Raw genomic sequence first — 22056 nt, forward strand, 5'->3', positions numbered from 1 at the left:
CAGGAAAGAGAAATCAGGATGCACCAACAATTACAGAACATCATTGAGACGGCTTTCGAGCGCCGCGCAGACATCACTCCGGCAAACGCAGACACTGTAACGCGTGAAGCCGTTAATCAGGCGATTAGCCTGCTGGATAGCGGCGCCCTGCGCGTTGCAGAAAAAATCGACGGCCAATGGGTTACCCATCAGTGGCTGAAGAAAGCCGTGCTGCTCTCTTTCCGTATTAACGATAACCAACTTATCGAAGGCGGAGAAACTCGCTTTTTCGACAAAGTGCCAATGAAATTCGCTGACTATGATGAAGCGCGTTTCCAGCGTGAAGGCGTACGTGTTGCACCGCCAGCCAGCGTACGTCGCGGTGCTTATATCGCACGTAATACCGTACTGATGCCGTCTTACGTCAACATCGGTGCTTATGTCGATGAAGGTACGATGGTAGATACGTGGGTAACCGTCGGTTCCTGCGCCCAAATCGGTAAAAACGTTCACCTGTCCGGTGGCGTCGGCATCGGTGGCGTGCTGGAGCCGTTACAGGCTAACCCAACCATCATCGAAGATAACTGCTTCATCGGTGCGCGTTCTGAAGTGGTGGAAGGCGTTGTCGTTGAGGAAGGTTCCGTCATTTCCATGGGCGTGTTCATCAGCCAAAGCACTCGTATTTACGATCGTGAAACCGGTGAAATTCACTATGGCCGCGTTCCTGCGGGTTCCGTCGTGGTTTCCGGCAACCTGCCGTCCAAGGATGGTAGCCACAGCATGTACTGTGCCATCATTGTGAAGAAAGTGGATGCGAAAACCCGCGGTAAAGTGGGCATCAATGAGCTATTACGCTCCATCGACTAAACTAGAAACGGCGGGTTAATCACCCGCCGTTTTTTTACCAAGAAGGTGACGCTATGTATGACAATCTAAAAAGCCTGGGCATTACCAATCCCGATGATATCGATCGCTATAGCCTGCGTCAGGAAGCGAATAACGACATCCTGAAGATCTATTTCCGTAAGGATAAGGGTGAGTTTTTTGCTAAAAGCGTGAAATTCAAATATCCACGCCAGCGCAAGACCATCGTTGCAGACAACAGCGGACAGGGCTATAAAGAGATCAATGAGATCAGCCCAAATCTGCGTTATGTGATTGATGAACTAGACAAGATTTGCCAACAGGAACAGGTTGAAGTCGATCTGAAACGCAAAATCCTTGACGATCTACGTCATTTGGAAAGCGTCGTTTCCCACAAAATTACCGAAATCGAAGCGGATTTAGAGAAGTTGACCAAGAATCGCTAAATACGATCATCTCTAAACCTCATCGTCGTTAAAACATATCGTGATGATGGAAAGCAAATAAAAACGGGAGCCATATTAGCTCCCGTTTCTTATCTCAGCGCGACATCACTGTGCATCAACCAAATCTGCCCATTCTTCAACCCACGGGCATGAAACGACTTCAGGTTCAGGATTTTCGACCGCATCAATATCCAAAACGTTACCCAGACGCGTAGCACCTATTTCCTGCAATAGCGCATCAAAAATATGGCCGCCTGCGCAGAAATTCGGATAGCTACTGTCGCCCAGCGCAATAACGCCATAGCGCAGCATGGGCTGATAGCCGCCTTTTTCACGCAGTGCCGCGTAAAGCGGAACAATAGAATCAGGCAGTTGGCCTTGTCCCGTCGTTGACGTGACAACTAAAACCGCATGCTCACGATAATCCAGCCAGGATTCCAGCGTCGCATCCTCAAAGACCTTAACCTCGTGGCCGCGATCCTTGAGAATATTTTCGGCTTCTTCAGCCACCAGCAATGCATTCCCGTAGACCGTACCAACAAAAATACCAATCTGCGCCATGCTTCTGACTCCCTTTTTAATTCGGATGTACGTAATACGACGGCAATACGACAGGTATTACTCGACGAGATGCCCGCTATCCTGACCTGACTCGGCAGGAAACTCAACCCCTTCAAAATCAGGGAGAATCCCCTGCCAGCCAAACTGCCTCATCACCCCCTGCCACGGCGAATCCCAGCGTGCCTGCAGCGTCAATGGCTGCCCGGTCACGGGATGATTCAGCAGTAACTCGCTGGCGTGCAGCATGAGCCTACCGCAGGAGAAATGCGTCTCCATACCACGGTTATGTCGCAAGTCACCGTGCGCGGTGTCGCCGATAATCGGATGGTGAAGATGTGACATATGACGGCGTAGCTGATGTTTACGCCCAGTCTGCGGCTTTAGTTCCATCAAATTGTAGCGTGCCGTTGGATAACGGCCGATGGCGACTGGCATCTCAGCCTGCGCTAAAGAACGGTAATGCGTGACGGCAGGCTGCGGCGCTTTATCAGGATTGGCAAACTTATCGGCAATCTTGTCCAGCTCTTCGGTGAGCGCATAGTCGATCACGCCATCATCCAACACATAGCCGCGCACAACGGCATGATACGTTTTCTGCATCTGGTGCGATTCAAACTGCTGGGATAGTGCTCGCGCCACCTCGCTGGACAGCGCAAGCAGCAAAACACCGGATGTAGGCCTATCGAGGCGATGAACGGTATACACGTGCTGGCCAACCTGATCGCGCACAGTCTGCATCACCACGACTTTCTCTTTGCGATCCAGCCAACTGCGATGCACCAGCCAGCCACTGGGTTTATTGACGGCAACCAGATGCTCATCCTGATAAATAATCTCAAGCATCGTTCACTGCGCCATCCTGTACGTCGGGGTTAAATAGCTCATCGAGTTGCTTGATACGCAAAAGAATCGCCGCCGTCTGTTCCGGGGTGCCTTCCAGCGCGTCTTCAAAATAGGGGAGCAGAGCCAGCTCGGCAGGCAGCGCTAACTCGCTGTCCAGCAAAGCGTGCATGCGCGGCAAAAAGACCCACTGCAACCACTCTTCGGGCCGCATGGTATCGAGGCTGAAGGGCTCAGTGCTGTTAAACGCCTCATCTTCCGGCGGAACAACCTGCCAGAAAGGGCTTTCCCTCAATGCACGCTCAATATCGAATAATGACTGACGAATCTGATTCTCTCTGCTCATGTGGTTTCTCGCCCTTGAAGCCAACAGTAATGGCGGCAAAGCATAGCATTGATATCAGCCTGACCCAATCGCCAGTAAGAGAAGGCTGTACGCCTACTCACTACGCCCAGGCACATTATCCATCTCTTGTTCAAACACCCTGCAAAATCCCTCTAAATTGGAGAAAAGTTGCTGCGTTTGTTCCTGACCTAATGCCCCGAAAGCGCGTTCACTTAATATCTTCGATTGCGTCAAAATCGGCTGAGTGCGTTGTTTCCCCAGCTCAGTTAACGTCAGGATTTTTTCCCGCTTGTCATGCTCGCTTTCAGTGATGTCAATCAACCCTTGCTCTTTGAATAGCTTGCAGATGCTAAACACAGTTTGCTTAGGCAGGCTCCATCGCTCACAAATATATTTTTGCGTGCATTTTCCGTCTGGGGATACCGCCAACGAATGCAGAACTGCAAAGGCGTTTTGATTAAAGCCTAACTTCTTCATCCATTGTTGAAACAAGTTATCGAGATGATTGAGTTGTCTGCCTAATTCATCTAATCGATGCATATGAAATATCCTACAAATGGGCTAATTACTCAAAATCGCCAGGCAATGAAATCCAATCACTGCGTTATCTACCCGACCTATTTCGGATGATAGATGCGCTGATATGATTCCGGCCCATCCATAGGCTTCGTGCTATTGGGGCTACGGCAGTTTCTCTACTCGGCAGCGTGACGACTTCCCCAGTTACTGGCTTGTGCAAGCTTCCGGGGAATTCATTCGGTTGCTGCCTTTCCGCGCGGCCGAATTATAGTGGACATGATGTACGTTAGTACACTTTTTCCCCTTTGAAATAGGTTGCCAACACGTTGGTATTTTTCAATTTTTCCAGATCCGCGTTACCAATATCGGTATCCACAATAATAAAATCGGCATTTTTCCCTTTCTCAAGACTACCGGTTATATCACTGATACCAAGCTGCCTCGCGCCATTAATCGTGTAAGCCTGCAAGCTTTGACCAAGCGTCATTGCCGCATCCGTTGGAGGAAGATAGCCAGCATTTGGCTGACCGCGCTTGATGGCATGATACATTTGACTGAATGGGTTAACCGCATCAAAAGTATTGGCGGGATAATCAGAACCGAAGGTCACCGCGACGCCCTCGCGTACCACTTGCCCGAGCAGATATTGATGATTGTAGGCATCGCTACCAATTTTGGTTTTGGTTTCATCTTTTTCATTTACCACCGTCCAGTTTGGCGTCGTTTGCAGGAATAAATTGTCCTTCATTGCGGCAAATTTCTGCACGCCCTGCGGCTCAAACACTTGGTTGTGGGCAATCACGCGAGCCAAATGCGGGTTAATTTTTTTGCTAGCCTCAAATGCGTCTAAAATCGACTGCTGCGCTTTATCACCTATCGCGTGTACATGCACAGAGAAGCCCGCTTTCAAGGCTGCTGCAACATTGTCGTTAATCTGCTGCTGGCTTAAAAATGGCTCAACGATGTTGCCATTGGGATAGGGCTTGAACATCGCCCCTGAGTCCATTTCTATCGTGCCATCCATAAATAATTTATACAGATTCATCGACAAATTCCCCCGGTTATATTTTTCACGCAGGGCTTTAAGGCTGGCAATATTTTGTTCCGTCGATTTGGCCGCATCATAAAAATAGCCGCGCTGATAATATACCTTCAATTTCCCCTGATCGTTTAAGCGGGCAATGGCAGCAACTGTCGTGCTAAAAGTATCGCCGACATCCGTAATCGCGGTAAAACCTAGAGAGTGGTAGGTATTTAAAATCGGTTTAAGTTGCTCAGCGACGTTTTCTACCGTGTTAAATTGCTGCGCGTCGACAACATTGTGCATCGCGCTTTCATGCATGAAGCCTGTCGGGTTGCCTTTGTTATCACGCTCAAAATAGTGTTTCCCTGAGATAGGATCGGGCGTATTCGCATCGACGTGGGCGACTTTCAACGCTGCGCTATTCGCCCATCCGGCGTGCATTCCGCTGTCATAAACCACGATAGGAATACTCGTGGAGACGGTGTCTAAATCAGCAGCAGTCGGCAACGTGCCTTGTGGCAAGCCGAGCGAGGCAACGTTAAAACCTTGAGCTAATAAATAATTAGCTTTCGGGTGCGCAGCTAAATAATCTTTTAACTGGCTCAGAATCTGCGTCAGGCTTGCCGCACCGTCAACATACAAAAAATCCCCTGCCTGCATCACCGCTACCGTTGCAGGGTGAGCGTGACTTTCAATAAAACCTGGCAGTACGGTTTTTCCCTCTAAATCCACCAACTCGGTAGCGGTTGCTTTAAATTGCTTCGCACCATCGTTTCCGCCGACGTAGATAATTTTTCCCTGATCCACGACCAGAACTGATGCCGTTGGCTGTTGATCATTAACGGTATAAATCCGTGCATTTTCATAGACGGTATGTGCAAAAGCGTGGCTGGTAAACAGGCCAAGTGTGACTGACAGCATTTTTACATTGAATTTCATCACTGCGTTTTCCTTTGCTAAATAGTCCGATAACTTACTAAAAAACTAATTTAGTAAAATTTCAGACTAATTGCAAATTCTAGATGCAGGCTCACCGCCAACATTCAGTTGCAGCTCGGGTATAACGTATGGAGTGTTTTTTTCTTTGTAACGCAACTACATCAATGCGTTCGGGGAGGGAAAAGCATGCCATACAGGTAAAAAGTTGGGGGTACTGATTGCTCAGTACCCCCGGTTCGTTTTATAGCTATCCCGCTACACATTTGCGTCCCTGCTCATCCGTGAAAACTTTTCCTTTTTGGTCATCCTGACCCACAATCCTTGCTGGCGTCCCACTTTCGTCCTGACGTTTCCATCCTGTATCTTCCGTGATTCAATCCCTTTAGGCTCCTGCCCCACCGACATTCCTAATCGGCTCTCGGTCTCCTTCCTGGAGGTGTCCCTGATTTCATCCTGAAATCGTATTTCTTCCTGAAAACCGCGCTTCTTCCTGAAACGACTATTTCTTCCTGAAAACAATGCATCTTCCTGAAAACAACCCGAGTGCAGTAACGTTATTTTGTTACCGATAGTCACCGTTACATACACTGTAACCGGTTACTAATTTAAGTAATAAGATGTATTAATTGTCAGCTTTCGGCAAGGGGTAAGTGACAATGTTTCTCAATGCCCCTTAAGTAGCACAGTGAATTTTGGTTGTAATTAACTAATTAATAATGAAAAAATAAAAATGAAACCTATTTTCAACATTAAAGATAAGACATTTCTTACAGCAAATGTAAGAGATCTCTCACAAAGCCGAAAGTGAAATTCGATTAACCATTAGACCGCTAACGGGTTAAGGCCAGAAAGAAACGCCGCCAGGGTCGGCGCTATGTGCTGACGTTTCTTCGTTCCGAATTCTTCCAGAACGATTTCCCCTGAAACATTACATAACGACACCATTGTCATCTCAGAATCTGTCGTCGCTAAAAACAGCGTCGGCGTGAGTTTAAGGCGCTTCTGCGTTAATAAATGGCCAATCAGGTTTTCCTGCATACGGGTGAAGTCATCCTCGCTCCACACCTGCAACAGTTGGCAAGAGAGTGAATCAAACTGCGCAGCCATATCTCCAGCATATTGCGCAGTGTAGAACGCGTGAACATCAGGATGCAGGCTGATTTCCAACGCACGTTCCACCCCATCCAATGCGGCTGAAAGGGCAAAAGGCTGTGGCGACCAGTAAACCGTATCCTCATGATTTTCAACAATACACGGGGAAGGTATGCCGTAAAGCGCTTCACTGGCAGGCAAATGCCCCTTCTCTTGCTGCCAACAGGCAACATAGCGCTGGGTAAACGCCGCCAGTGCAGAAACAACCTCATGCTCCATAATTTTTCTCATCACTCTTTTAGTCAGGTTAAACTATTAGCCATCACGCTTATCACATCAAGGTAACAGCATGTCCGTTTATGACAAGCATCAGGCCCTAAGCGGGCTGACACTGGGCAAACCCACTCCCTATCACGACCGCTATGATGCCGCACTTCTACAGCCGGTGCCACGTAGCCTGAATCGCGATCCACTCGGTATTTATCCTGACAGCCTGCCTTTTCATGGCGCAGATATCTGGACGCTCTACGAGCTTTCCTGGCTGAACAATCGCGGTGTACCTCAAGTGGCCGTTGGTGAAATGCACCTTAACGCAGAAAGCCTGAATCTGATTGAATCAAAAAGTTTTAAGCTGTATCTGAACAGCTTTAATCAGACGACATTCGACAGTTGGGAAAGCGTGCACACAACCTTAGCCAACGATCTGGCGCACTGCGCACAGGGAGATGTCAGCGTCACGCTTTTCAAACTCAGCGAGCTTGAAGGTCAACCGCTCGCCGGATTCACAGGCGAATGCATTGACGATCAAGACATTCAGATCGACAGCTACGACTTCAACGCCAACTATCTGGCGACAAATGAACAGGATGCGCCGGTCGTTGAAGAAACGCTGGTCAGCCACCTGCTGAAATCCAACTGTTTGATCACCCACCAGCCTGACTGGGGATCCGTACAAATTCACTATCGCGGTAAGCGCATTAATCGTGAAGCGCTGCTGCGCTACATTGTTTCGTTTCGTCATCATAACGAATTTCACGAACAGTGTGTGGAGCGAATTTTTAACGATCTCATGCACTACTACCAACCGGAAAAACTCAGCGTTTATGCGCGTTACACCCGGCGCGGCGGGCTGGACATCAACCCGTGGCGCAGCAACACCCCATTTAGCGCACCAAATGGCCGTCTGCCACGCCAGTAACCGACCGATAGGCCGCGTGCTTGCACGGTAACATACCCTAAATAATTCGAGTTTCAGGCAGGCGGCAAACGAGGGAGTCCCGATGAGCTTACTCAAGTAAGTGATTCGGGTGAGTAAGTGAAGCCAACGCACATGCAACTTGAAGTATGACGGGTATATGCGTGGCGTCACGCAAGTTAGGAGATAGACTGCCGCCAACATTGGAAAAAATGATGGCAGCGCGTTAAGGTGGTATGCCAGACAACAAAAGATCCATAACGTCTGAACGGTGCTCAAGTAGGTTTCATTTAGGTTCGCGGTATTTAACTTATTCGCGTAGCGGCTTAAATGAATGACATTCGTGCCATGTTGCTGAAACGTCGAGCGTGTAGCAGCGGATTGTGCTCTCGGCAGCCAGCATGGCATCGCGAATTATATTGCGTTTCAAGGAGCAAAATTGATTACACATATCAGCCCATTGGGATCGATGGATTTGTTATCGCAGTTGGAAGTCGACATGCTGAAAAGCACGGCCAGCAGCGACCTCTACCGTTTGTTTCGCAACTGTTCCCTCGCTGTACTGAATTCCGGTAGCCAGACAGATAACAGCAAAGAGCTGCTGTCTCGTTATGAAGACTTTGATATCAACGTGCTGCGCCGTGAACGCGGTGTCAAACTGGAACTGGTGAACCCGCCGGAAGACGCCTTTGTTGATGGCAACATCATTCGAGCCTTGCAGGCTAACCTGTTCGCCGTATTGCGCGACATTCTGTTCGTTAACGGCCAAATCGCCAGCGCGGGTCGCTATCAGAACCTGAATCTGGAAAATTCCGCTCACATCACCAATCTGGTGTTTTCGATCCTGCGTAATGCCAAGGCGCTCCACGTCGGCGAAGAACCGAATATGGTGGTCTGTTGGGGTGGTCACTCGATTAATGAAATCGAATACCTGTATGCCCGCAAGGTAGGTAGCCAACTCGGCCTGCGTGAACTGAATATCTGCACGGGCTGTGGCCCGGGCGCGATGGAAGCACCAATGAAAGGGGCTGCCGTCGGCCACGCGCAGCAGCGCTACAAAGAGGGGCGCTTCATTGGCATGACCGAACCGTCCATCATTGCCGCAGAGCCACCGAACCCGCTGGTCAATGAACTGATCATCATGCCGGATATCGAAAAGCGTCTGGAAGCCTTTGTCCGTATTGGGCATGGCATCATTATCTTCCCAGGCGGGGTCGGAACGGCAGAAGAGTTCCTCTATCTCCTGGGCATTATGATGAATCCGGAAAACAGCGAACAGGTGCTGCCAATTATCCTGACCGGACCGGAAGAAAGCGCAGACTATTTCAGCGTGTTGGACGAATTCATTGTTGGCACACTAGGCCGTCAGGCGCGTCGTTACTACTCGATCATCATTAATGACGCCGCAGAAGTCGCCCGTCAGATGAAGAAAGCAATGCCACTGGTGAAAGAGAGCCGCCGCCACACAGGTGATGCCTATAGCTTTAACTGGTCACTGCGCATCGCACCGGATCTGCAACTGCCCTTCGAGCCGAGCCATGAAAATATGGCCGATCTTAACCTGCATCCGAATCAGCCATCTGAAGAGCTTGCTGCCGCGCTGCGCCGGGCATTCTCCGGTATCGTGGCTGGTAATGTGAAGGAAGTCGGTATTCAGGCAATAGAACAGCGTGGGCCGTACAAAATTCATGGCGACCCGCAGATGATGAAAAGCATGGATACGCTGTTACAAGGCTTTGTCGCACAGCAGCGTATGAAGCTGCCCGGCAGCGCCTATATTCCCTGCTACGAAATCTGCTCATAACCGCTCGCTCAACCAACACCTACGTGGGGAAGCCCAGCTTCCCCCTTTACTCACGGATAGCACGACAGGAATGATGCGATGCCCGTCCATTTGCTGATTGTCGACGCGCTCAATCTGATACGTCGTATTCACGCGGTACAAGGTTCGCCCTGTATCACCGCATGCCAACATGCGCTGCATCAGTTGATACAGCACAGCCAGCCTACACACGCGGTAGCCGTCTTTGATGATGAAGATCGCGATACCAGTTGGCGTCACCAACTCTTGCCGGACTACAAGGCAGGACGCACGCCGATGCCGGATAATCTGAAGCAGGAGCTCTCGCAGATTAAAGCGGCGTTTGCCGCCGTTGGCGTAGAAAGCTGGCATAGCCCCGGTAATGAAGCCGACGATCTGGCTGCCACACTAGCCACCAAGCTGTCCTCAGCGGGTCATCAGGCAACGATTGTGTCGACTGATAAAGGGTACTGCCAGTTATTGGCACCACACATTCAGATCAGGGATTACTTTCAGAAACGCTGGCTCGATTTGCCGTTTATCGAACAGGAATTTGGCGTTTCACCGCAGCAGTTAACGGACTACTGGGGGCTAGCAGGCATTAGCAGCAGTAAGATCCCGGGCGTTGCGGGTATCGGCCCTAAAAGTGCCGCACAGCTCTTGCAACAGGCAGGAAGTCTGGAAGCGTTGTACCAGCAAGTAGATACGGTGCCAGAGAAGTGGCGTAAGAAGTTGGAACAACATAAAGAAATGGCGTTGATCAGCCGTCAGGTTGCCACGCTGCGTACCGATTTAACGCTTAATGGCAATCTGCAACAGTTGAGGCTACCCGTGCAGAGTAGCGCTCAGCAGGATTAATACGGATGCGTACCTGAATGACACCAGATACGCATCAGTACAATACTATCGCTCGTCGCGACGGCCAGGCACCGCACTCCAGAAACGGCGCACATGCACAGTGACTTCTTCACGGTCATGGTACAAATGCTTGGCATGCACCTCGGCATGAATACCATTTTCACTTAGGCGTTCACGCAGCATAGCCAGATTCTGTGACACTTCTTCATAGCGCTTCTTCATCGGCAATTTCAGGTTGAATATCGTTTCACGACACCAGCCTTTAATCAGCCAATCACTCATCAAGCTTGTGACTTTAGCGGGTTTTTCTACCATGTCGCACACCAGCCAATACACATTGTTGCGCGGTGGTTCGAAGCGGAAACCATCCGCTTGATGGTGCATCACCTGCCCAGTGTCCATCAGGCTGGGTGCCATTGGCCCGTTGTCTACCGCATAAACCATCATGCTGCGTTTGACCAACTGATAAGTCCAGCCGCCGGGGCAAGCGCCCAAATCCACTGCGTACATACCGCTGCCCAGACGCTCATCCCACTCATCCGCAGGAACGAAAACGTGAAACGCTTCTTCAAGTTTCAGCGTCGAACGGCTTGGCGCGTCAGAAGGGAACTTGAGGCGTGGGATACCCATATAAAACGGTGAGTTGTTATTGCTATAGGAGTAACCGACATAGCAGCAGCCAGGTGCAATAAACAGCACATGCAGTACCGGTCGATCCGCTTTTTCATAGCCCAGCAGAATTTTGTGTTCGCGCAACGCCGCACGCAGCGGCACGGTGAATTTGCGACAGAACTTCATCAGCTCTTTGCTTTCATTGGTGTCAGGCACTTCAACGCGCAGTTCCCCAGCACGTTCAATCGCACCAGTCAGCATACCCACGATCGGCGTGATCCGGTCTTCCTGCGGCAGGTCGCGCAACAGTTCACCGCTAACGAACATCTGGCGGGCAAAAATCAGCTCATGGAACGGCAGCGTTTTCATCAGACGTTCGGCATCTTCATGCTGGTAGCATTCAAACACGACGTAGCCACTGTTTTCTTTTACCCGCGCGAAGCCAAAGGCATTGTGATGCGTAGCTTTTTCCGTTATTTCCGCCGCACACTCTTTCTCAAACCCAGGGCGACAATACAAAATGACTCTATTCATGGCGTTCAGCCTTTCTCTTCAGACGCAGTGCGCCAATCAACATTAATATCCATCCCACCAGAAAACAGGCTCCGCCAATCGGCGTCACATAAACCCACAGTTTCAGGTGAGAAAGCGCCAGACAGTACAAACTTCCGCTGAAGAGTACCGTTCCCAACGCCAGAAAAACGCTGCTCCAGTAAAACCACAGATTGGTTCGCTGTTGCATCGCAACCGCCAGCGCAAGAATCGCGAGCGTGTGAAATGCTTGATACTCAAGGCCGGTTTTCAACCAACCCAGTTCCGTTGCACCCAGCGTTTTGCTGAGAACGTGGGAACCAAATGCGCCTAGCGCGACAAAAGTAAAGCCGCTGATAGCAGCAAATACCAACATGAAACGACTATTCATCGTTATTACCTGTACGTTATTACCTATAAACAAGGTTGCTGACAAAGGCCGTCGTTTTCGTTCGGCAAATAGGTCTGTCATCAGCCTGATACGTAGTTACCTACGTGAGTTATTCGGTCAGTCAATCTTCAACGGTCGACGATGTAATTTCAGCGTGTACCGTTGTCATAGCGGAAGCGAAACTTTTCCTGCTCGCTGGCCGCCCGCGCCAGAATCCAATGACGAAAGGCGGCTATTTTACCCAGTTCTGCCTGACTGTCATGACATACCAGATAAAAAGCATTCCGGCTGACCAGCACATCGTTAAACGGACACACCAGTCGCCCGGCTTCGAGCTCCGTTTGTGCCATCACATTATTCGCCAGTGCCACGCCCTGTCCGTGAATCGCCGCCTGCAACACCATCGCGCTGTGGCTGAAAATCGGCCCCTGCTGCACGTTAATCTGAACGCCAAGCTGACGCGTATAGGACAACCAATCACGGCGCGACGCATCGTGCAGCAGCGTGTGCGCGACCAAATCGTCCGGCGTTTTCAACGGATGATTCCCCGTCAGCAACACGGGTGAACAAACTGGCAGAAGATACTCGGCGTACAACTTTTCCACCCGCAATCCCGGCCAATTTCCTCGACCATAGAAGATAGCGACATCCACATCATCGGCCAGGCGATCTTCGTCACGATCCACCGCCTGAATACGAACATCAATCCCCGGATAGTCGGAGTTAAAGCTCGAAAGACGCGGCACCAGCCAATGAATAGCAAAGCTGGGTAGCAGGCTCACCGTTAATGCGCCTTTCGCGCTACGGGATTGCAGCTTACGCGTCGCGTCATTCAGCGATGAGAAGATCTCTTTGATATCAAGATAGTAACTCTGCCCCTCTTCGGTCAGTAACAAGGAACGATTACGACGGCGGAATAATTTCAGCCCCAGAAAATCTTCCAGCGATTTAATCTGGTGGCTGACAGCAGCCTGCGTGACAAACAGCTCTTCTGCCGCTTTGGTAAAACTTAAATGGCGAGCCGCCGCATCAAAAACGCGCAATGCGTTGAGCGGAGGTAGACGTTTTGACATGAATGAAATCTTTTTGTTTGCGCTAAATCAGCGATTTATCAGGCACATTCGTCCCCATTAAATCTTAAGATGCAGAAAGGCAACAACGGGAAAGATCGCCAGCCAATTAGCTGGCTACGCGATTAACACCAGCGGTAACAGCCAGACTCTCTGCAAGAAAAAGATGACGGGTACATATATTAGTTTTTGTAATCCGAGGCATTATAATTTGTCCGTTGAGGATGTACCAGCAAATACCTATATTAGCGCAACTTCCTGGGCCGGAACGAAAAGTGCGGAGGGGTGACCTGAGGTGCTTTTGGCTTGTGGTTGTGATGTTGTGTTTGCTATTTGTTTGTCTGCCTTTTGCAGATGTGGTAGCGAGTCTACCCTATTCACTTCCTGTACATTTACCCTGTCTGTCCAAAGTGATTTTTTATGTAGCACCGCAAATTGCGGTGCTTTTTTTTGCTTACGATTTCACGCCTGAACGCCATGACAGTCTTAGGTGAGTCTGGCGCAGATTAACAGGCAGTGTGTGATAACAGGCAACGGCGCTATTTTCCTTTCGCCATTTCTTTCACATTATCACGATTAATTTGCTGCTGCTGACCATAAGCATCGGTATAGCTGATCATACCCGTCTCATCATCAACCTTCGGTTTCCCCTCAGCCACGATGGTACGCCCGTCATTCGTATGCATGACGTAATTACTCGAACAGGCTGCCAGAGAAAACGCCATCACGATGGCGGCAAAAATAGAAATTTTATTCTTCATAGTTAACCCTCGATGAATTTAAATGTCTTATAGTTAACCTGATGCATCAGGAAATCCTGAAAATTAACACTTTAAAGCGTAGCAATAATTGATTTTTTTTCCATAAAATCGCATTAGGCATAGTCCTAAACTTGTCTCTCTCGACAAAATGGGACAGGATCTATCCTCTATAAGAGGATGCTCATGACACCGTTTAACCCTGCAACTTTTCGCCAACAGTTCCCCGCACTCCAGCACTCGACGGTATATCTTGATAGCGCCGCGACCGCGCTGAAACCGCAGTCCGTCATTGATGCTGTGCAGCAGTTCTATTGCAGCGAGAGTGGCACGGTGCACCGCAGTCAGCATCGAGGCGCACAGGCGCTAACTCAGCGTTTTGAAGGCGCTCGCGAGCAAGTCGCCGCCTTACTCCATGCAGACGATCCGCGTTCCATTGTCTGGACCAGAGGCACAACGGAAGCGATCAATCTGGTCGCGCAGAGTTATGCCCGCCCTCGCCTTCAACCGGGCGACGAGATCATCGTTAGCGAAGCGGAGCATCACGCTAACCTCATTCCGTGGCTGATGGTGGCGCAGCAAACTGGCGCAAGCGTGGTGAAGCTACCGATAGGCACGGACTTCTTACCGGATATTGAGCAGCTAGCCACGTTGATCACGCCAAAAACTCGCCTGCTGGCACTAGGTCAGATGTCAAACGTGACGGGTGGTTTACCCGATCTGGCGCGTGCGATTACGCTGGCTCACCGCTATGGCGCGGTGGTGATGGTTGATGGCGCGCAGGGCATCGTTCATTGCCCACCGGATGTACAGGCGCTGGATATCGATTTCTACGCATTTTCCGGACACAAGCTTTATGCGCCCACCGGGATTGGCGTGCTGTATGGCAAAACCGCATTGCTGGAAAGCATGATGCCGTGGCAAGGCGGCGGGAAAATGATGACGCAGGTTTCCTTTGACGGCTTCAAACCGCAGGCGATTCCACAGCGGTTTGAAGCGGGAACGCCGCATATCGCTGGTGTGCTTGGTCTATCTGCGGCGGTAGACTGGCTGACCACACTGGATTGGCACGCCGCAGAGCAGCACAGCCAACAGTTGGCGCAGCTTGCCGAGACGCATCTGGCACAGTTTCCCGGCTTTCGCAGTTTCCGTAGCCCGCATTCCAGCGTGCTGTCCTTTGACATTGCCGATGTACACCACAGCGATCTGATTACGCTGTTAGCCGAAAGCGGCATCGCACTGCGTGCCGGACACCACTGTGCGCAGCCGTTAATGGACGCACTCGGCGTCAGCGGCACGATCCGTGCCTCGTTTGCCCCGTATAATAACCAGCAAGATGTTGCTGCGCTGATCGCCGCGATGGGCAATGCCCTTGAATTACTGAGTGACTAATCAACGCTACAAACGATAATCAACTACACACTATTGTCGCCCACAACCTATTGATCGACGACGGACTATGACCGAGACAACCGACAACATACATCCTTTTGGCCCCCCCATCACCGTTGCCGATCTGCTGGCACGATTTGATCATTGCCGGGCATGGGAAGATCGCTATCGACAGCTCATTTTGCTGGCAAAGACGCTACCAGCGCTTCCCGATGCACTAAAAACCGAGGATATTTCATTATCCGGCTGTGAAAATCGCGTCTGGCTAGGTTACCAACGTCAGGAAGACGACAGGCTACATTTTTACGGTGATAGCGACGGGCGCATCGTGCGGGGATTACTGGCGGTACTGCTAACCGCCGCTGAGGGAAAAACGCCAGAAGCGCTGTTACAGCAGGATCCGCTGGCGCTATTTGATACGCTGGGGCTACGTGCTCAGCTCAGCGCTTCACGTTCAAGCGGTCTGGCCGCGTTAGCCGCCAGAATCAAGGACATTGCCGAACGAGAAGCAGCGAGCAAATAGCAGATTACGCGATGCTATTTCTGCACCGCAGACGCTCGTTCCATTTTCGCTATCATTTTCTTCAGCGCATGAGATACCGCAACAAACCCAAAGGTTGCGGTGACCATCGTCGCCGCGCCAAAGCCTGACGCGCAATCCATACGCATCACCCCATCAGCCGTACTGCGAGACGCACAGACGGAACCGTCAGGCTGCGGATAAACCAGCGGTTCGCTGGAAAACACACAGTCGATGCCCAGCTTTCCTTTGCTGTTTTTCACCACGTTAAAATCGTGCTTCAGCCGTTCACGCAGCTTGGCGGCCAGCGGATCTTGAATGGTTTTGGCCAGATCGACGACCTCAATCCGAGTCGGATCGATTTGCCCACCCGCGCCGCCAGTTGTCACCACCGGGATCTTATAGCGGCGGCAGTACGACAACAGCGCAGCCTTCGGGCGCACGCTATCGATGGCATCAATCACATAGCTAAAGTTTTGGTCGAGAAACTCAGCCACGTTTTCCGCACTGATGAAATCATCCACGCAGGTGACGTTGCATTCTGGGTTGATCGCCAGAATACGTTCCGCCATCACTTCCGTCTTCGACTGTCCGGTATGTTGACGCAATGCATGAATCTGGCGGTTGGTATTACTGACACACACATCATCCATATCGATCAGCGTAATCGCGCCGATGCCGGTACGTGCCAGCGCCTCAGCCGCCCAGGAACCGACGCCGCCGATGCCAATCACGCAAACGTGAGCCTGAGAAAACAGCGCCAGCGCCTGTTGACCATATAACCGCGCGGTGCCGCCGAAGCGTTGCAAATAGGCTTCGGATAATTGCGTATTCATTCAACCAACCTTACGAAAACAAAATCACAGGAAAATAAAAGCGGCTCAGAATAGCGCTAAACCCGCACGACATCCACCAGACAGCTCATGGCGTTCGGCCCCTGCGTCAGCGGCGACGTGCCAATATCCAGCGTCAGTACATTCGCATTTCCTGATTGTTCAACCGGATGCCACGTTTTCTGGCCGAAGCCGGGCTCAAACCAGGCACCGGTGGACATGATCACGACGCCCGGCTTTACGCCGTCGGTAATCTGTACGCCAGCCAGAATACGACCACGCGCATTTCTGACTTCCACCTGTGAACGGTCGATAATATCCCGTGCAGCAGCGTCCTGCGGATGCATGTACAGCGTCTCTTTTCCTGCGGTCTTATTCGCGGCAACCTGCGGCGTAGCCGCCAGTTGGCTGTGTAAGCGGTCAGATGGCTGAATGGAAATAAAGTGCAGCGGCCATTCTTCCGTGCTTTTGGCTCCCAGCCATTCAACGGGAGGCTGCCACTCAGGATGCGGCGCAAAATCGGCATAGCCATAGCTGGCGATGGCTGAGCTGAACAATTCGATCTTACCGCTTGGCGTACTCAAGGCATGCTGCTGCGGATCGCGGCGGAAATCCTCAAAGAACACAAACGGCTTTTCATCCATCGGGATTTCTACATGCCCCTGCTGCCAGAAATCCTCAAATGACGGCCAGCTGTCAGCGAAATCTCGCTGCTTTGCTCTACACTCGTCATAAAGATGTTCCAGCCACTGCTGCTCGCTGCGGTTCTGCGTGAACGTGTCTTTATAGCCCAGACGCTCCGCCAGTTCGCTGAAGATATCCACGTCGTTACGCGCCTGATGTTGCGGCGCAATCGCCTGATGCATGGCAAAGATAAAGCGATCGCGGGACGATCCGCCGATATCATTACGCTCCAGCGTGGTGGTGACAGGCAGCACGATGTCAGCCATCTGCGCCGCGGGTGTCCAGACGATATCCTGCACAATCACCGTATCCGGCTTGTGCCAGCCGTCCACCAGACGGTTCAACTGCTGGTGATGGTGGAACGGATTACCGCCCGCCCAGTGAATGAGATGAACATCGGGGTAAGTGTGCGTTTCCCCCTGAAAGGTATAAGGCGTTCCCGGATGCAGTAGCATATCGGCGATACGCGCTACGGGGATCGCCCGTCCTGCGTTCGTGGTAGACGGCGAAGCCGGTGCAGGCGTTGAAATCCGTTCGTTACCGACGCTGTTCATCGAGCCATGGCCGAAGGAGAAGCCACCGCCTGGTAGCCCCACCTGCCCCAGCATAGAAGACAGCGCGATCATCATCCAGTACGGCTGTTCGCCACGGTGCGCGCGCTGCACCGAGTAAGAACAGGTAATAAAGCTGCGCACGCCGATCAGTTGCTGCGCCAAACGCCGGATCCGCTCGGCGGGGATACCCGTGATATCGCTGGCCCATTCAGGCGTTTTCACCACGCCGTCACCACGACCGTGCAAATAGTCACTCAGTTGCTCATAACCGACACAGTAGCGTTGCAGGAAGTCCTTATCGTCAGCGCCCAAACGCTGAATCTCATAGCCTAGCGCCAACATCAGGGCGACATCGGTATTCGGGCGGATAGGAATCCACTCGGCATTCACAAACTCAGGGCAATCGTCGCGCATCGGGCTGATGTTAATAACGGGAATCCCTTTCGCCACCAGCGCTTCCAGTGCAGGCTTCAGTGTATGGTGCCCAGCACCGCCGGAGGCTATCTGCGAATTTCTTAACGCCAGCCCACCAAACGCGAGGAAAATATCACAATGTTCGGCGACGCTGCGCCATTCAGTCACCTTGCCCGTCAGCGGGTGGAAGGTGCCGATCACATAAGGCAGGAAGAACTGTGCGGCACCCCAGCTGTAATTCCCCTGTTGGTCGACCGCTCCACCGCCGGAGAAATAGAAGCGGCGTACCTGAGAACGCGCATGGTGATAACGTCCAGCAGACGACCAGCCGTAGGAACCGGCAAAAAGGCCATCCGCGCCGTAGCGATCTCGAATACGGCGATTTTCCTGCGCGACCAGGTCGAGCGCCACGTCCCAATCCACCTCAACAAAATCCTCCCGGCCACGCAGCGTTTTATCGCTGTTTTCCCGCTTCTGTAGCCAAGAACGGCGCACCGAAGGCCGACGGATACGTCGGTCGGAATACACCAGCGGCACGATGGAATCGAGCATGCCGGATGGGGCTGGATCGCCCGAAAACGGCTCACATCGAATCAACCTACCGTCTTCAACCACAGCGGTAAACGCGCCCCAATGCGCAAGATGTGGATAACGTTTAATCGCCATGACAACCTCAGGATAAATAATTAGCAGGATGGATAATAACCTGAATTATCCACGTCCCCAACAGCAAGAAGAGTGAATAACTTATGCATAATTTGGCATTAGTTATCCATATTTAAACGTTCGTTTAAAACACATGTTGGGCTAGGGTTTAACCAGAAAATAAAGAGGTGGTTCAGGATAAAGCCGATCGTTTAAGAACCGAGATACACGGAGTGACCACGGGGCGAGCTATCCCTGCGGGAATCTCATCCCCGTGTATCTCCTAAAATGAGGCTTAAGTGACCCGCCTTAAAATTCAGGCAGTTTTATTCTTTGTTCGTTATTCAAACCAGGAACGCAGCATGAAAACCATTACGCCACACAGCAACAGTAATGACGTTATTTCATTACTGCCCCGATGTTGACTTAACCCAGCCTTATTTCTCTTCCTTCTGAAGAGAAAGGTGCGTTGTCTGTCACCCCAAACACATCATTCAAACACGCTATTAAAAAATAAAAGCGGAGAGCACACCTCTGCCCTCTGCATACGGATGGGAAATATGAAAAAAAATTTCTTCTTGTCAGCGCTGATTCTGACATCTTCGCTCTTCGGGCTTGCCACACAGGCGGAAACGTTGACGCCCAAGCGTGGCGGCACGCTGAATTTTTTGGCCGAGCCTGAGCCGCCGGTCTTAACCAGTCTGGTTAGCACCAGCGGCGCGGTGATGAAGATCAACGCCAAGGTGATTGAAGGGCTGTTGAATTACGATTTCGATATGAAGCCAACCCCGCAGCTTGCGACCAGTTGGTCGGTTAGCCCGGATGGTAAACAATATACGTTCCACCTGCGTAAAGGCGTGAAATGGCATGACGGGCAAGACTTCACCTCTGCGGATGTCGCGTTTTCCATTCTGACCGTCAAAAAATACAATTCACGCGGTCAGGGCACGTTTGCCAACGTCACCGAAGTGAAGACTCCCGATCCGTATACCGCGATCCTGGAACTATCAAAACCCGCACCTTATCTGCTGAGCGCGTTCTCCGCCAACGAAGCACCTATCGTGCCGAAGCACTTATACGAAGGCACAGATATTCTGTCTAATCCTCACAATACTGCGCCGATTGGTACTGGCCCGTTTGTGTTCAAGGAATGGGTGCGTGGCAGCCATATCCTTTATGAACGTAACCCGAACTACTGGGACAGCCCTAAGCCATACGTCGATAAACTGGTGGTGAAGATCATCCCCGATGCCGCCACTCGCACAATTGCGCTTGAAACCGGCGCATTGGATCTGGGAAGCGACTCTCCTGTTCCGCTGAGTGAAATTGAACGCATCAAGAAAAACCCCAAGCTGGGCATTGAAACCGCTGGCTATGGTTACAGCCCGACGCAAACCCGCATCGAATTCAATCTGGATAACCATTATCTGAAGAACCTGAAGGTTCGCCAGGCCATTGCACACAGCATCAACATTGATGTGTTGAAAAACGTGGTGTGGTACGGCTATGCGGTAAGCTCACCAACGCCGATTACGCCGGAGCTGGCGCAGTTCCATGATACGACGCCGTCACCTTATGGCTTCGATATTACCAAAGCGAACAAGCTGCTGGACGAGGCTGGCTTCCCGCGTCAGGCAAACGGCATCCGCTTCAAGCTGGTACATGACTTCATGCCCTATGGCGACAGCTTCAAACGCGTAGCGGAATACCTCAAATCATCGCTGGCTAAAGTCGGTATTGACGTCACCATTCGCTCTCAGGATTTCGCCACCTTTGTTAAGCGTGTTTATACCGACCGCGACTTTGATTTCAACAACGGCTCTATTTCAAACCTGTTCGACCCAGCGGTAGGCGTGCAGCGCCTGTACTGGTCAAAAACCTATCAACCGGGCGTGCCTTTCGGCAACGGCTCGCATTACAGCAACCCGGAAGTCGACCGTCTGCTTGAGCAGGCTTCGGTGGAAACCGATCCTGAAAAACGCGTGGAATTGTACAAACAGTTCCAACGCATCATCGCCACGGATATTCCTGATTTGAACCTGCTCCAGATTAAGCGTCAGACGATTTACAACAAGCGTGTGCATAACGTCGTCACGGATATTCAGGGCGTCAACGGCAGCCTGGCCGACGTATGGGTGGATCAGTAATCGTAATACAGCATTCCCCTGCGCGGGCAGGGGAACTCTCATGAAGGTATGTGATGAATAAAGTAGAACGAATCGGGCGCGTACTGTGGCGTACCCTGCTTCATGCGCTGCCAACGGCGATTGGCATTATCATTCTGGTGTTTTTCCTGTTGCAGTTGGTGCCGGGAGACGCCGTTGATGTGCTGGCTGGCGAATCAGGCAACGCGACCGAAGCAACCATGGCACACCTGCGCGCCCAATTCGGTCTCGATCAGCCCATATTGCAACAGCTCTCGGTTTATTTGGGCAATTTGGCACAGTTCAGCCTCGGCTTCTCTCCCCGCTACAACGCACCGGTGATGGACCTGATCCTGTCACGGCTGCCGGGCACGCTGTTCCTGATGCTGCTGTCACAGGTATTTGCCATCGTTATCGGCATCACACTGGGGGCAATAATGGCGGTATGGGCGGGTAAATGGCCCGATCGTCTGCTTTCACTGATCGCCCTGCTGCTCTATTCCACACCGGGATTTTGGATCGGCCTGATGACGCTGATTCTGTTTTCCGTTCATCTTGATTGGCTGCCAAGCGGCGGCAACATCACCATCGGTGCAAACCTGACTGGCTGGGCGTATTTCAAGGATATGTTGCAGCATGCCATTCTCCCAGTACTGGCGCTGAGCAGCTTTTTCATTGCCATTTATGCTCGCCTGACCCGAGCGGCCATGCTGGAAATCGCTCAGCAGGATTTCGTACGCACCGCGCATGCCAAAGGGCTATCGCCGCTGTGGGTCACCATCAGGCACATCCTGCGCTGTGCGCTGCTGCCAATTACTACCGTTGCCGGTATGCACTTCGGCAATCTGCTGGGCGGCGCTGCCGTGGTCGAGACGGTCTTTAGCTGGCCGGGACTGGGTCGTCTCGCGCTGGAAGCGGTGATGGCACGCGATTTCAACGTCTTGCTGGGTGTCCTGCTGCTTTCCGCTTTCTTAGTCATTCTGGCTAACGTGCTAGTGGACTTACTGCAATCCTGGCTCGATCCCCGAATTAAGGCTCGCTGAT

The 22056-nt window shown here is 51.5% G+C and carries 21 protein-coding genes; 9 read left to right on the forward strand and 12 right to left on the reverse strand.

What is annotated here, in order from left to right:
• Positions 1 to 18 precede the first annotated feature (18 nt).
• Positions 19 to 846 (forward strand): 2,3,4,5-tetrahydropyridine-2,6-dicarboxylate N-succinyltransferase, encoded by an 828-nt coding sequence (gene dapD / locus A0G03_RS14040; RefSeq protein ID WP_039301345.1) that lies wholly within the window; start codon positions 19 to 21, stop codon positions 844 to 846.
• Positions 847 to 899: 53 nt separating this feature from the next.
• On the forward strand, positions 900 to 1289 hold the full coding sequence (locus A0G03_RS14045; protein ID WP_011092626.1) for a DUF3461 family protein: 390 nt from the start codon (positions 900 to 902) through the stop codon (positions 1287 to 1289).
• 105 nt (positions 1290 to 1394) lie between these two features.
• Here the strand turns inward: A0G03_RS14045 and A0G03_RS14050 are convergent, their stop codons facing one another.
• The 6 genes from A0G03_RS14050 to syd all read right to left on the reverse strand — a co-directional run bounded on the left by A0G03_RS14050 (position 1395) and on the right by syd (position 6889).
• Positions 1395 to 1850: a flavodoxin gene (locus A0G03_RS14050; protein ID WP_048259049.1), complete on the reverse strand. Its 456-nt coding sequence runs from the start codon at positions 1848 to 1850 to the stop codon at positions 1395 to 1397.
• Between the two features lie 57 nt (positions 1851 to 1907).
• Positions 1908 to 2693 carry a tRNA pseudouridine(65) synthase TruC gene (gene truC, locus A0G03_RS14055; protein ID WP_048259047.1) on the reverse strand — a complete coding sequence of 262 codons (786 nt, stop codon included), beginning with the start codon at positions 2691 to 2693 and terminating at the stop codon, positions 1908 to 1910.
• Complete coding sequence (locus A0G03_RS14060; RefSeq protein WP_048259046.1) at positions 2686 to 3036, reverse strand: YqcC family protein; 351 nt, start codon at positions 3034 to 3036, stop codon at positions 2686 to 2688. The genes truC and A0G03_RS14060 overlap by 8 nt, the downstream gene beginning before the upstream one ends.
• Before the next feature lie 93 nt (positions 3037 to 3129).
• Positions 3130 to 3576: a MarR family winged helix-turn-helix transcriptional regulator gene (locus tag A0G03_RS14065; RefSeq protein ID WP_048259045.1), complete on the reverse strand. Its 447-nt coding sequence runs from the start codon at positions 3574 to 3576 to the stop codon at positions 3130 to 3132.
• 265 nt (positions 3577 to 3841) lie between these two features.
• Positions 3842 to 5518 carry an amidohydrolase gene (locus A0G03_RS14070; protein ID WP_048259043.1) on the reverse strand — a complete coding sequence of 559 codons (1677 nt, stop codon included), beginning with the start codon at positions 5516 to 5518 and terminating at the stop codon, positions 3842 to 3844.
• Between the two features lie 822 nt (positions 5519 to 6340).
• Positions 6341 to 6889 carry a SecY-interacting protein gene (gene syd / locus A0G03_RS14080; protein WP_048259041.1) on the reverse strand — a complete coding sequence of 183 codons (549 nt, stop codon included), beginning with the start codon at positions 6887 to 6889 and terminating at the stop codon, positions 6341 to 6343.
• A 70-nt stretch (positions 6890 to 6959) separates the two neighbouring features.
• On the opposite strand from syd, the gene queF reads away from it, so the two are divergent.
• The 3 genes from queF to xni all read left to right on the forward strand — a co-directional run bounded on the left by queF (position 6960) and on the right by xni (position 10464).
• On the forward strand, positions 6960 to 7808 hold the full coding sequence (gene queF / locus A0G03_RS14085) for an NADPH-dependent 7-cyano-7-deazaguanine reductase QueF (protein WP_048259040.1): 849 nt from the start codon (positions 6960 to 6962) through the stop codon (positions 7806 to 7808).
• A 436-nt stretch (positions 7809 to 8244) separates the two neighbouring features.
• Entirely contained in the window at positions 8245 to 9609 is a 1365-nt protein-coding gene (gene ppnN, locus A0G03_RS14095) for a nucleotide 5'-monophosphate nucleosidase PpnN (RefSeq protein WP_048259039.1), read from the forward strand.
• Positions 9610 to 9687: 78 nt separating this feature from the next.
• Positions 9688 to 10464, forward strand: a complete 777-nt coding sequence (gene xni / locus A0G03_RS14100) for a flap endonuclease Xni (protein WP_048259038.1) — start codon at positions 9688 to 9690, stop codon at positions 10462 to 10464.
• 45 nt (positions 10465 to 10509) lie between these two features.
• On the opposite strand, the gene rlmM is transcribed toward xni, so the two are convergent.
• The 4 genes from rlmM to A0G03_RS14120 form a co-directional block, all read right to left on the reverse strand.
• A complete protein-coding gene (gene rlmM, locus A0G03_RS14105) occupies positions 10510 to 11610 on the reverse strand; it encodes a 23S rRNA (cytidine(2498)-2'-O)-methyltransferase RlmM (protein WP_048259037.1) in 1101 nt (366 codons plus the stop codon).
• Entirely contained in the window at positions 11603 to 11998 is a 396-nt protein-coding gene (locus A0G03_RS14110) for a DUF423 domain-containing protein (RefSeq protein ID WP_039301317.1), read from the reverse strand. The genes rlmM and A0G03_RS14110 overlap by 8 nt, the downstream gene beginning before the upstream one ends.
• Before the next feature lie 149 nt (positions 11999 to 12147).
• Positions 12148 to 13071 (reverse strand): transcriptional regulator GcvA, encoded by a 924-nt coding sequence (locus A0G03_RS14115; RefSeq protein WP_039301315.1) that lies wholly within the window; start codon positions 13069 to 13071, stop codon positions 12148 to 12150.
• Between the two features lie 536 nt (positions 13072 to 13607).
• Positions 13608 to 13829 carry a YgdI/YgdR family lipoprotein gene (locus A0G03_RS14120; protein WP_005975888.1) on the reverse strand — a complete coding sequence of 74 codons (222 nt, stop codon included), beginning with the start codon at positions 13827 to 13829 and terminating at the stop codon, positions 13608 to 13610.
• 183 nt (positions 13830 to 14012) lie between these two features.
• On the opposite strand from A0G03_RS14120, the gene csdA reads away from it, so the two are divergent.
• Both csdA and csdE read left to right on the forward strand, forming a co-directional pair.
• Positions 14013 to 15218, forward strand: coding sequence for a cysteine desulfurase CsdA (csdA, locus tag A0G03_RS14125; RefSeq protein WP_048259036.1), 1206 nt, complete (start codon positions 14013 to 14015; stop codon positions 15216 to 15218).
• 67 nt (positions 15219 to 15285) lie between these two features.
• Positions 15286 to 15741, forward strand: coding sequence for a cysteine desulfurase sulfur acceptor subunit CsdE (csdE, locus tag A0G03_RS14130; RefSeq protein WP_048259035.1), 456 nt, complete (start codon positions 15286 to 15288; stop codon positions 15739 to 15741).
• A 14-nt stretch (positions 15742 to 15755) separates the two neighbouring features.
• Here the strand turns inward: csdE and tcdA are convergent, their stop codons facing one another.
• Both tcdA and A0G03_RS14140 read right to left on the reverse strand, forming a co-directional pair.
• Entirely contained in the window at positions 15756 to 16574 is an 819-nt protein-coding gene (tcdA, locus tag A0G03_RS14135) for a tRNA cyclic N6-threonylcarbamoyladenosine(37) synthase TcdA (RefSeq protein ID WP_048259034.1), read from the reverse strand.
• Between the two features lie 56 nt (positions 16575 to 16630).
• The gene (locus tag A0G03_RS14140) at positions 16631 to 18889 is read right to left on the reverse strand and encodes a molybdopterin-dependent oxidoreductase (RefSeq protein WP_048259033.1); all 2259 of its coding nucleotides are present in this window, start codon (positions 18887 to 18889) and stop codon (positions 16631 to 16633) included.
• 539 nt (positions 18890 to 19428) lie between these two features.
• Here A0G03_RS14140 and A0G03_RS14145 point away from each other — a divergent pair.
• Both A0G03_RS14145 and A0G03_RS14150 read left to right on the forward strand, forming a co-directional pair.
• Positions 19429 to 21015 (forward strand): ABC transporter substrate-binding protein, encoded by a 1587-nt coding sequence (locus A0G03_RS14145; RefSeq protein WP_048259162.1) that lies wholly within the window; start codon positions 19429 to 19431, stop codon positions 21013 to 21015.
• A gap of 53 nt (positions 21016 to 21068) precedes the next feature.
• The gene (locus A0G03_RS14150) at positions 21069 to 22055 is read left to right on the forward strand and encodes an ABC transporter permease (RefSeq protein ID WP_048259032.1); all 987 of its coding nucleotides are present in this window, start codon (positions 21069 to 21071) and stop codon (positions 22053 to 22055) included.
• Position 22056: the final 1 nt, after the last annotated feature.

Source organism: Pectobacterium peruviense (genome assembly GCF_002847345.1).
Lineage (GTDB): Bacteria > Pseudomonadota > Gammaproteobacteria > Enterobacterales > Enterobacteriaceae > Pectobacterium > Pectobacterium peruviense.

What these genes read in the sequence shown, in the direction of transcription:
- A0G03_RS14150 (WP_048259032.1), top strand. Translation starts at nt 21,069, where the DNA reads ATGAATAAAGTAGAACGAATCGGGCGCGTACTGTGGCGTACCCTGCTT.
- truC (WP_048259047.1), bottom strand. Translation starts at nt 2,693, where the DNA reads ATGCTTGAGATTATTTATCAGGATGAGCATCTGGTTGCCGTCAATAAA.
- A0G03_RS14120 (WP_005975888.1), bottom strand. Translation starts at nt 13,829, where the DNA reads ATGAAGAATAAAATTTCTATTTTTGCCGCCATCGTGATGGCGTTTTCT.
- csdE (WP_048259035.1), top strand. Translation starts at nt 15,286, where the DNA reads ATGACCGAGACAACCGACAACATACATCCTTTTGGCCCCCCCATCACC.
- A0G03_RS14050 (WP_048259049.1), bottom strand. Translation starts at nt 1,850, where the DNA reads ATGGCGCAGATTGGTATTTTTGTTGGTACGGTCTACGGGAATGCATTG.
- tcdA (WP_048259034.1), bottom strand. Translation starts at nt 16,574, where the DNA reads ATGAATACGCAATTATCCGAAGCCTATTTGCAACGCTTCGGCGGCACC.
- dapD (WP_039301345.1), top strand. Translation starts at nt 19, where the DNA reads ATGCACCAACAATTACAGAACATCATTGAGACGGCTTTCGAGCGCCGC.
- A0G03_RS14060 (WP_048259046.1), bottom strand. Translation starts at nt 3,036, where the DNA reads ATGAGCAGAGAGAATCAGATTCGTCAGTCATTATTCGATATTGAGCGT.
- xni (WP_048259038.1), top strand. Translation starts at nt 9,688, where the DNA reads ATGCCCGTCCATTTGCTGATTGTCGACGCGCTCAATCTGATACGTCGT.
- csdA (WP_048259036.1), top strand. Translation starts at nt 14,013, where the DNA reads ATGACACCGTTTAACCCTGCAACTTTTCGCCAACAGTTCCCCGCACTC.
- A0G03_RS14045 (WP_011092626.1), top strand. Translation starts at nt 900, where the DNA reads ATGTATGACAATCTAAAAAGCCTGGGCATTACCAATCCCGATGATATC.
- A0G03_RS14110 (WP_039301317.1), bottom strand. Translation starts at nt 11,998, where the DNA reads ATGAATAGTCGTTTCATGTTGGTATTTGCTGCTATCAGCGGCTTTACT.
- queF (WP_048259040.1), top strand. Translation starts at nt 6,960, where the DNA reads ATGTCCGTTTATGACAAGCATCAGGCCCTAAGCGGGCTGACACTGGGC.
- A0G03_RS14115 (WP_039301315.1), bottom strand. Translation starts at nt 13,071, where the DNA reads ATGTCAAAACGTCTACCTCCGCTCAACGCATTGCGCGTTTTTGATGCG.
- A0G03_RS14140 (WP_048259033.1), bottom strand. Translation starts at nt 18,889, where the DNA reads ATGGCGATTAAACGTTATCCACATCTTGCGCATTGGGGCGCGTTTACC.
- A0G03_RS14145 (WP_048259162.1), top strand. Translation starts at nt 19,429, where the DNA reads ATGAAAAAAAATTTCTTCTTGTCAGCGCTGATTCTGACATCTTCGCTC.
- A0G03_RS14065 (WP_048259045.1), bottom strand. Translation starts at nt 3,576, where the DNA reads ATGCATCGATTAGATGAATTAGGCAGACAACTCAATCATCTCGATAAC.
- syd (WP_048259041.1), bottom strand. Translation starts at nt 6,889, where the DNA reads ATGGAGCATGAGGTTGTTTCTGCACTGGCGGCGTTTACCCAGCGCTAT.
- rlmM (WP_048259037.1), bottom strand. Translation starts at nt 11,610, where the DNA reads ATGAATAGAGTCATTTTGTATTGTCGCCCTGGGTTTGAGAAAGAGTGT.
- A0G03_RS14070 (WP_048259043.1), bottom strand. Translation starts at nt 5,518, where the DNA reads ATGAAATTCAATGTAAAAATGCTGTCAGTCACACTTGGCCTGTTTACC.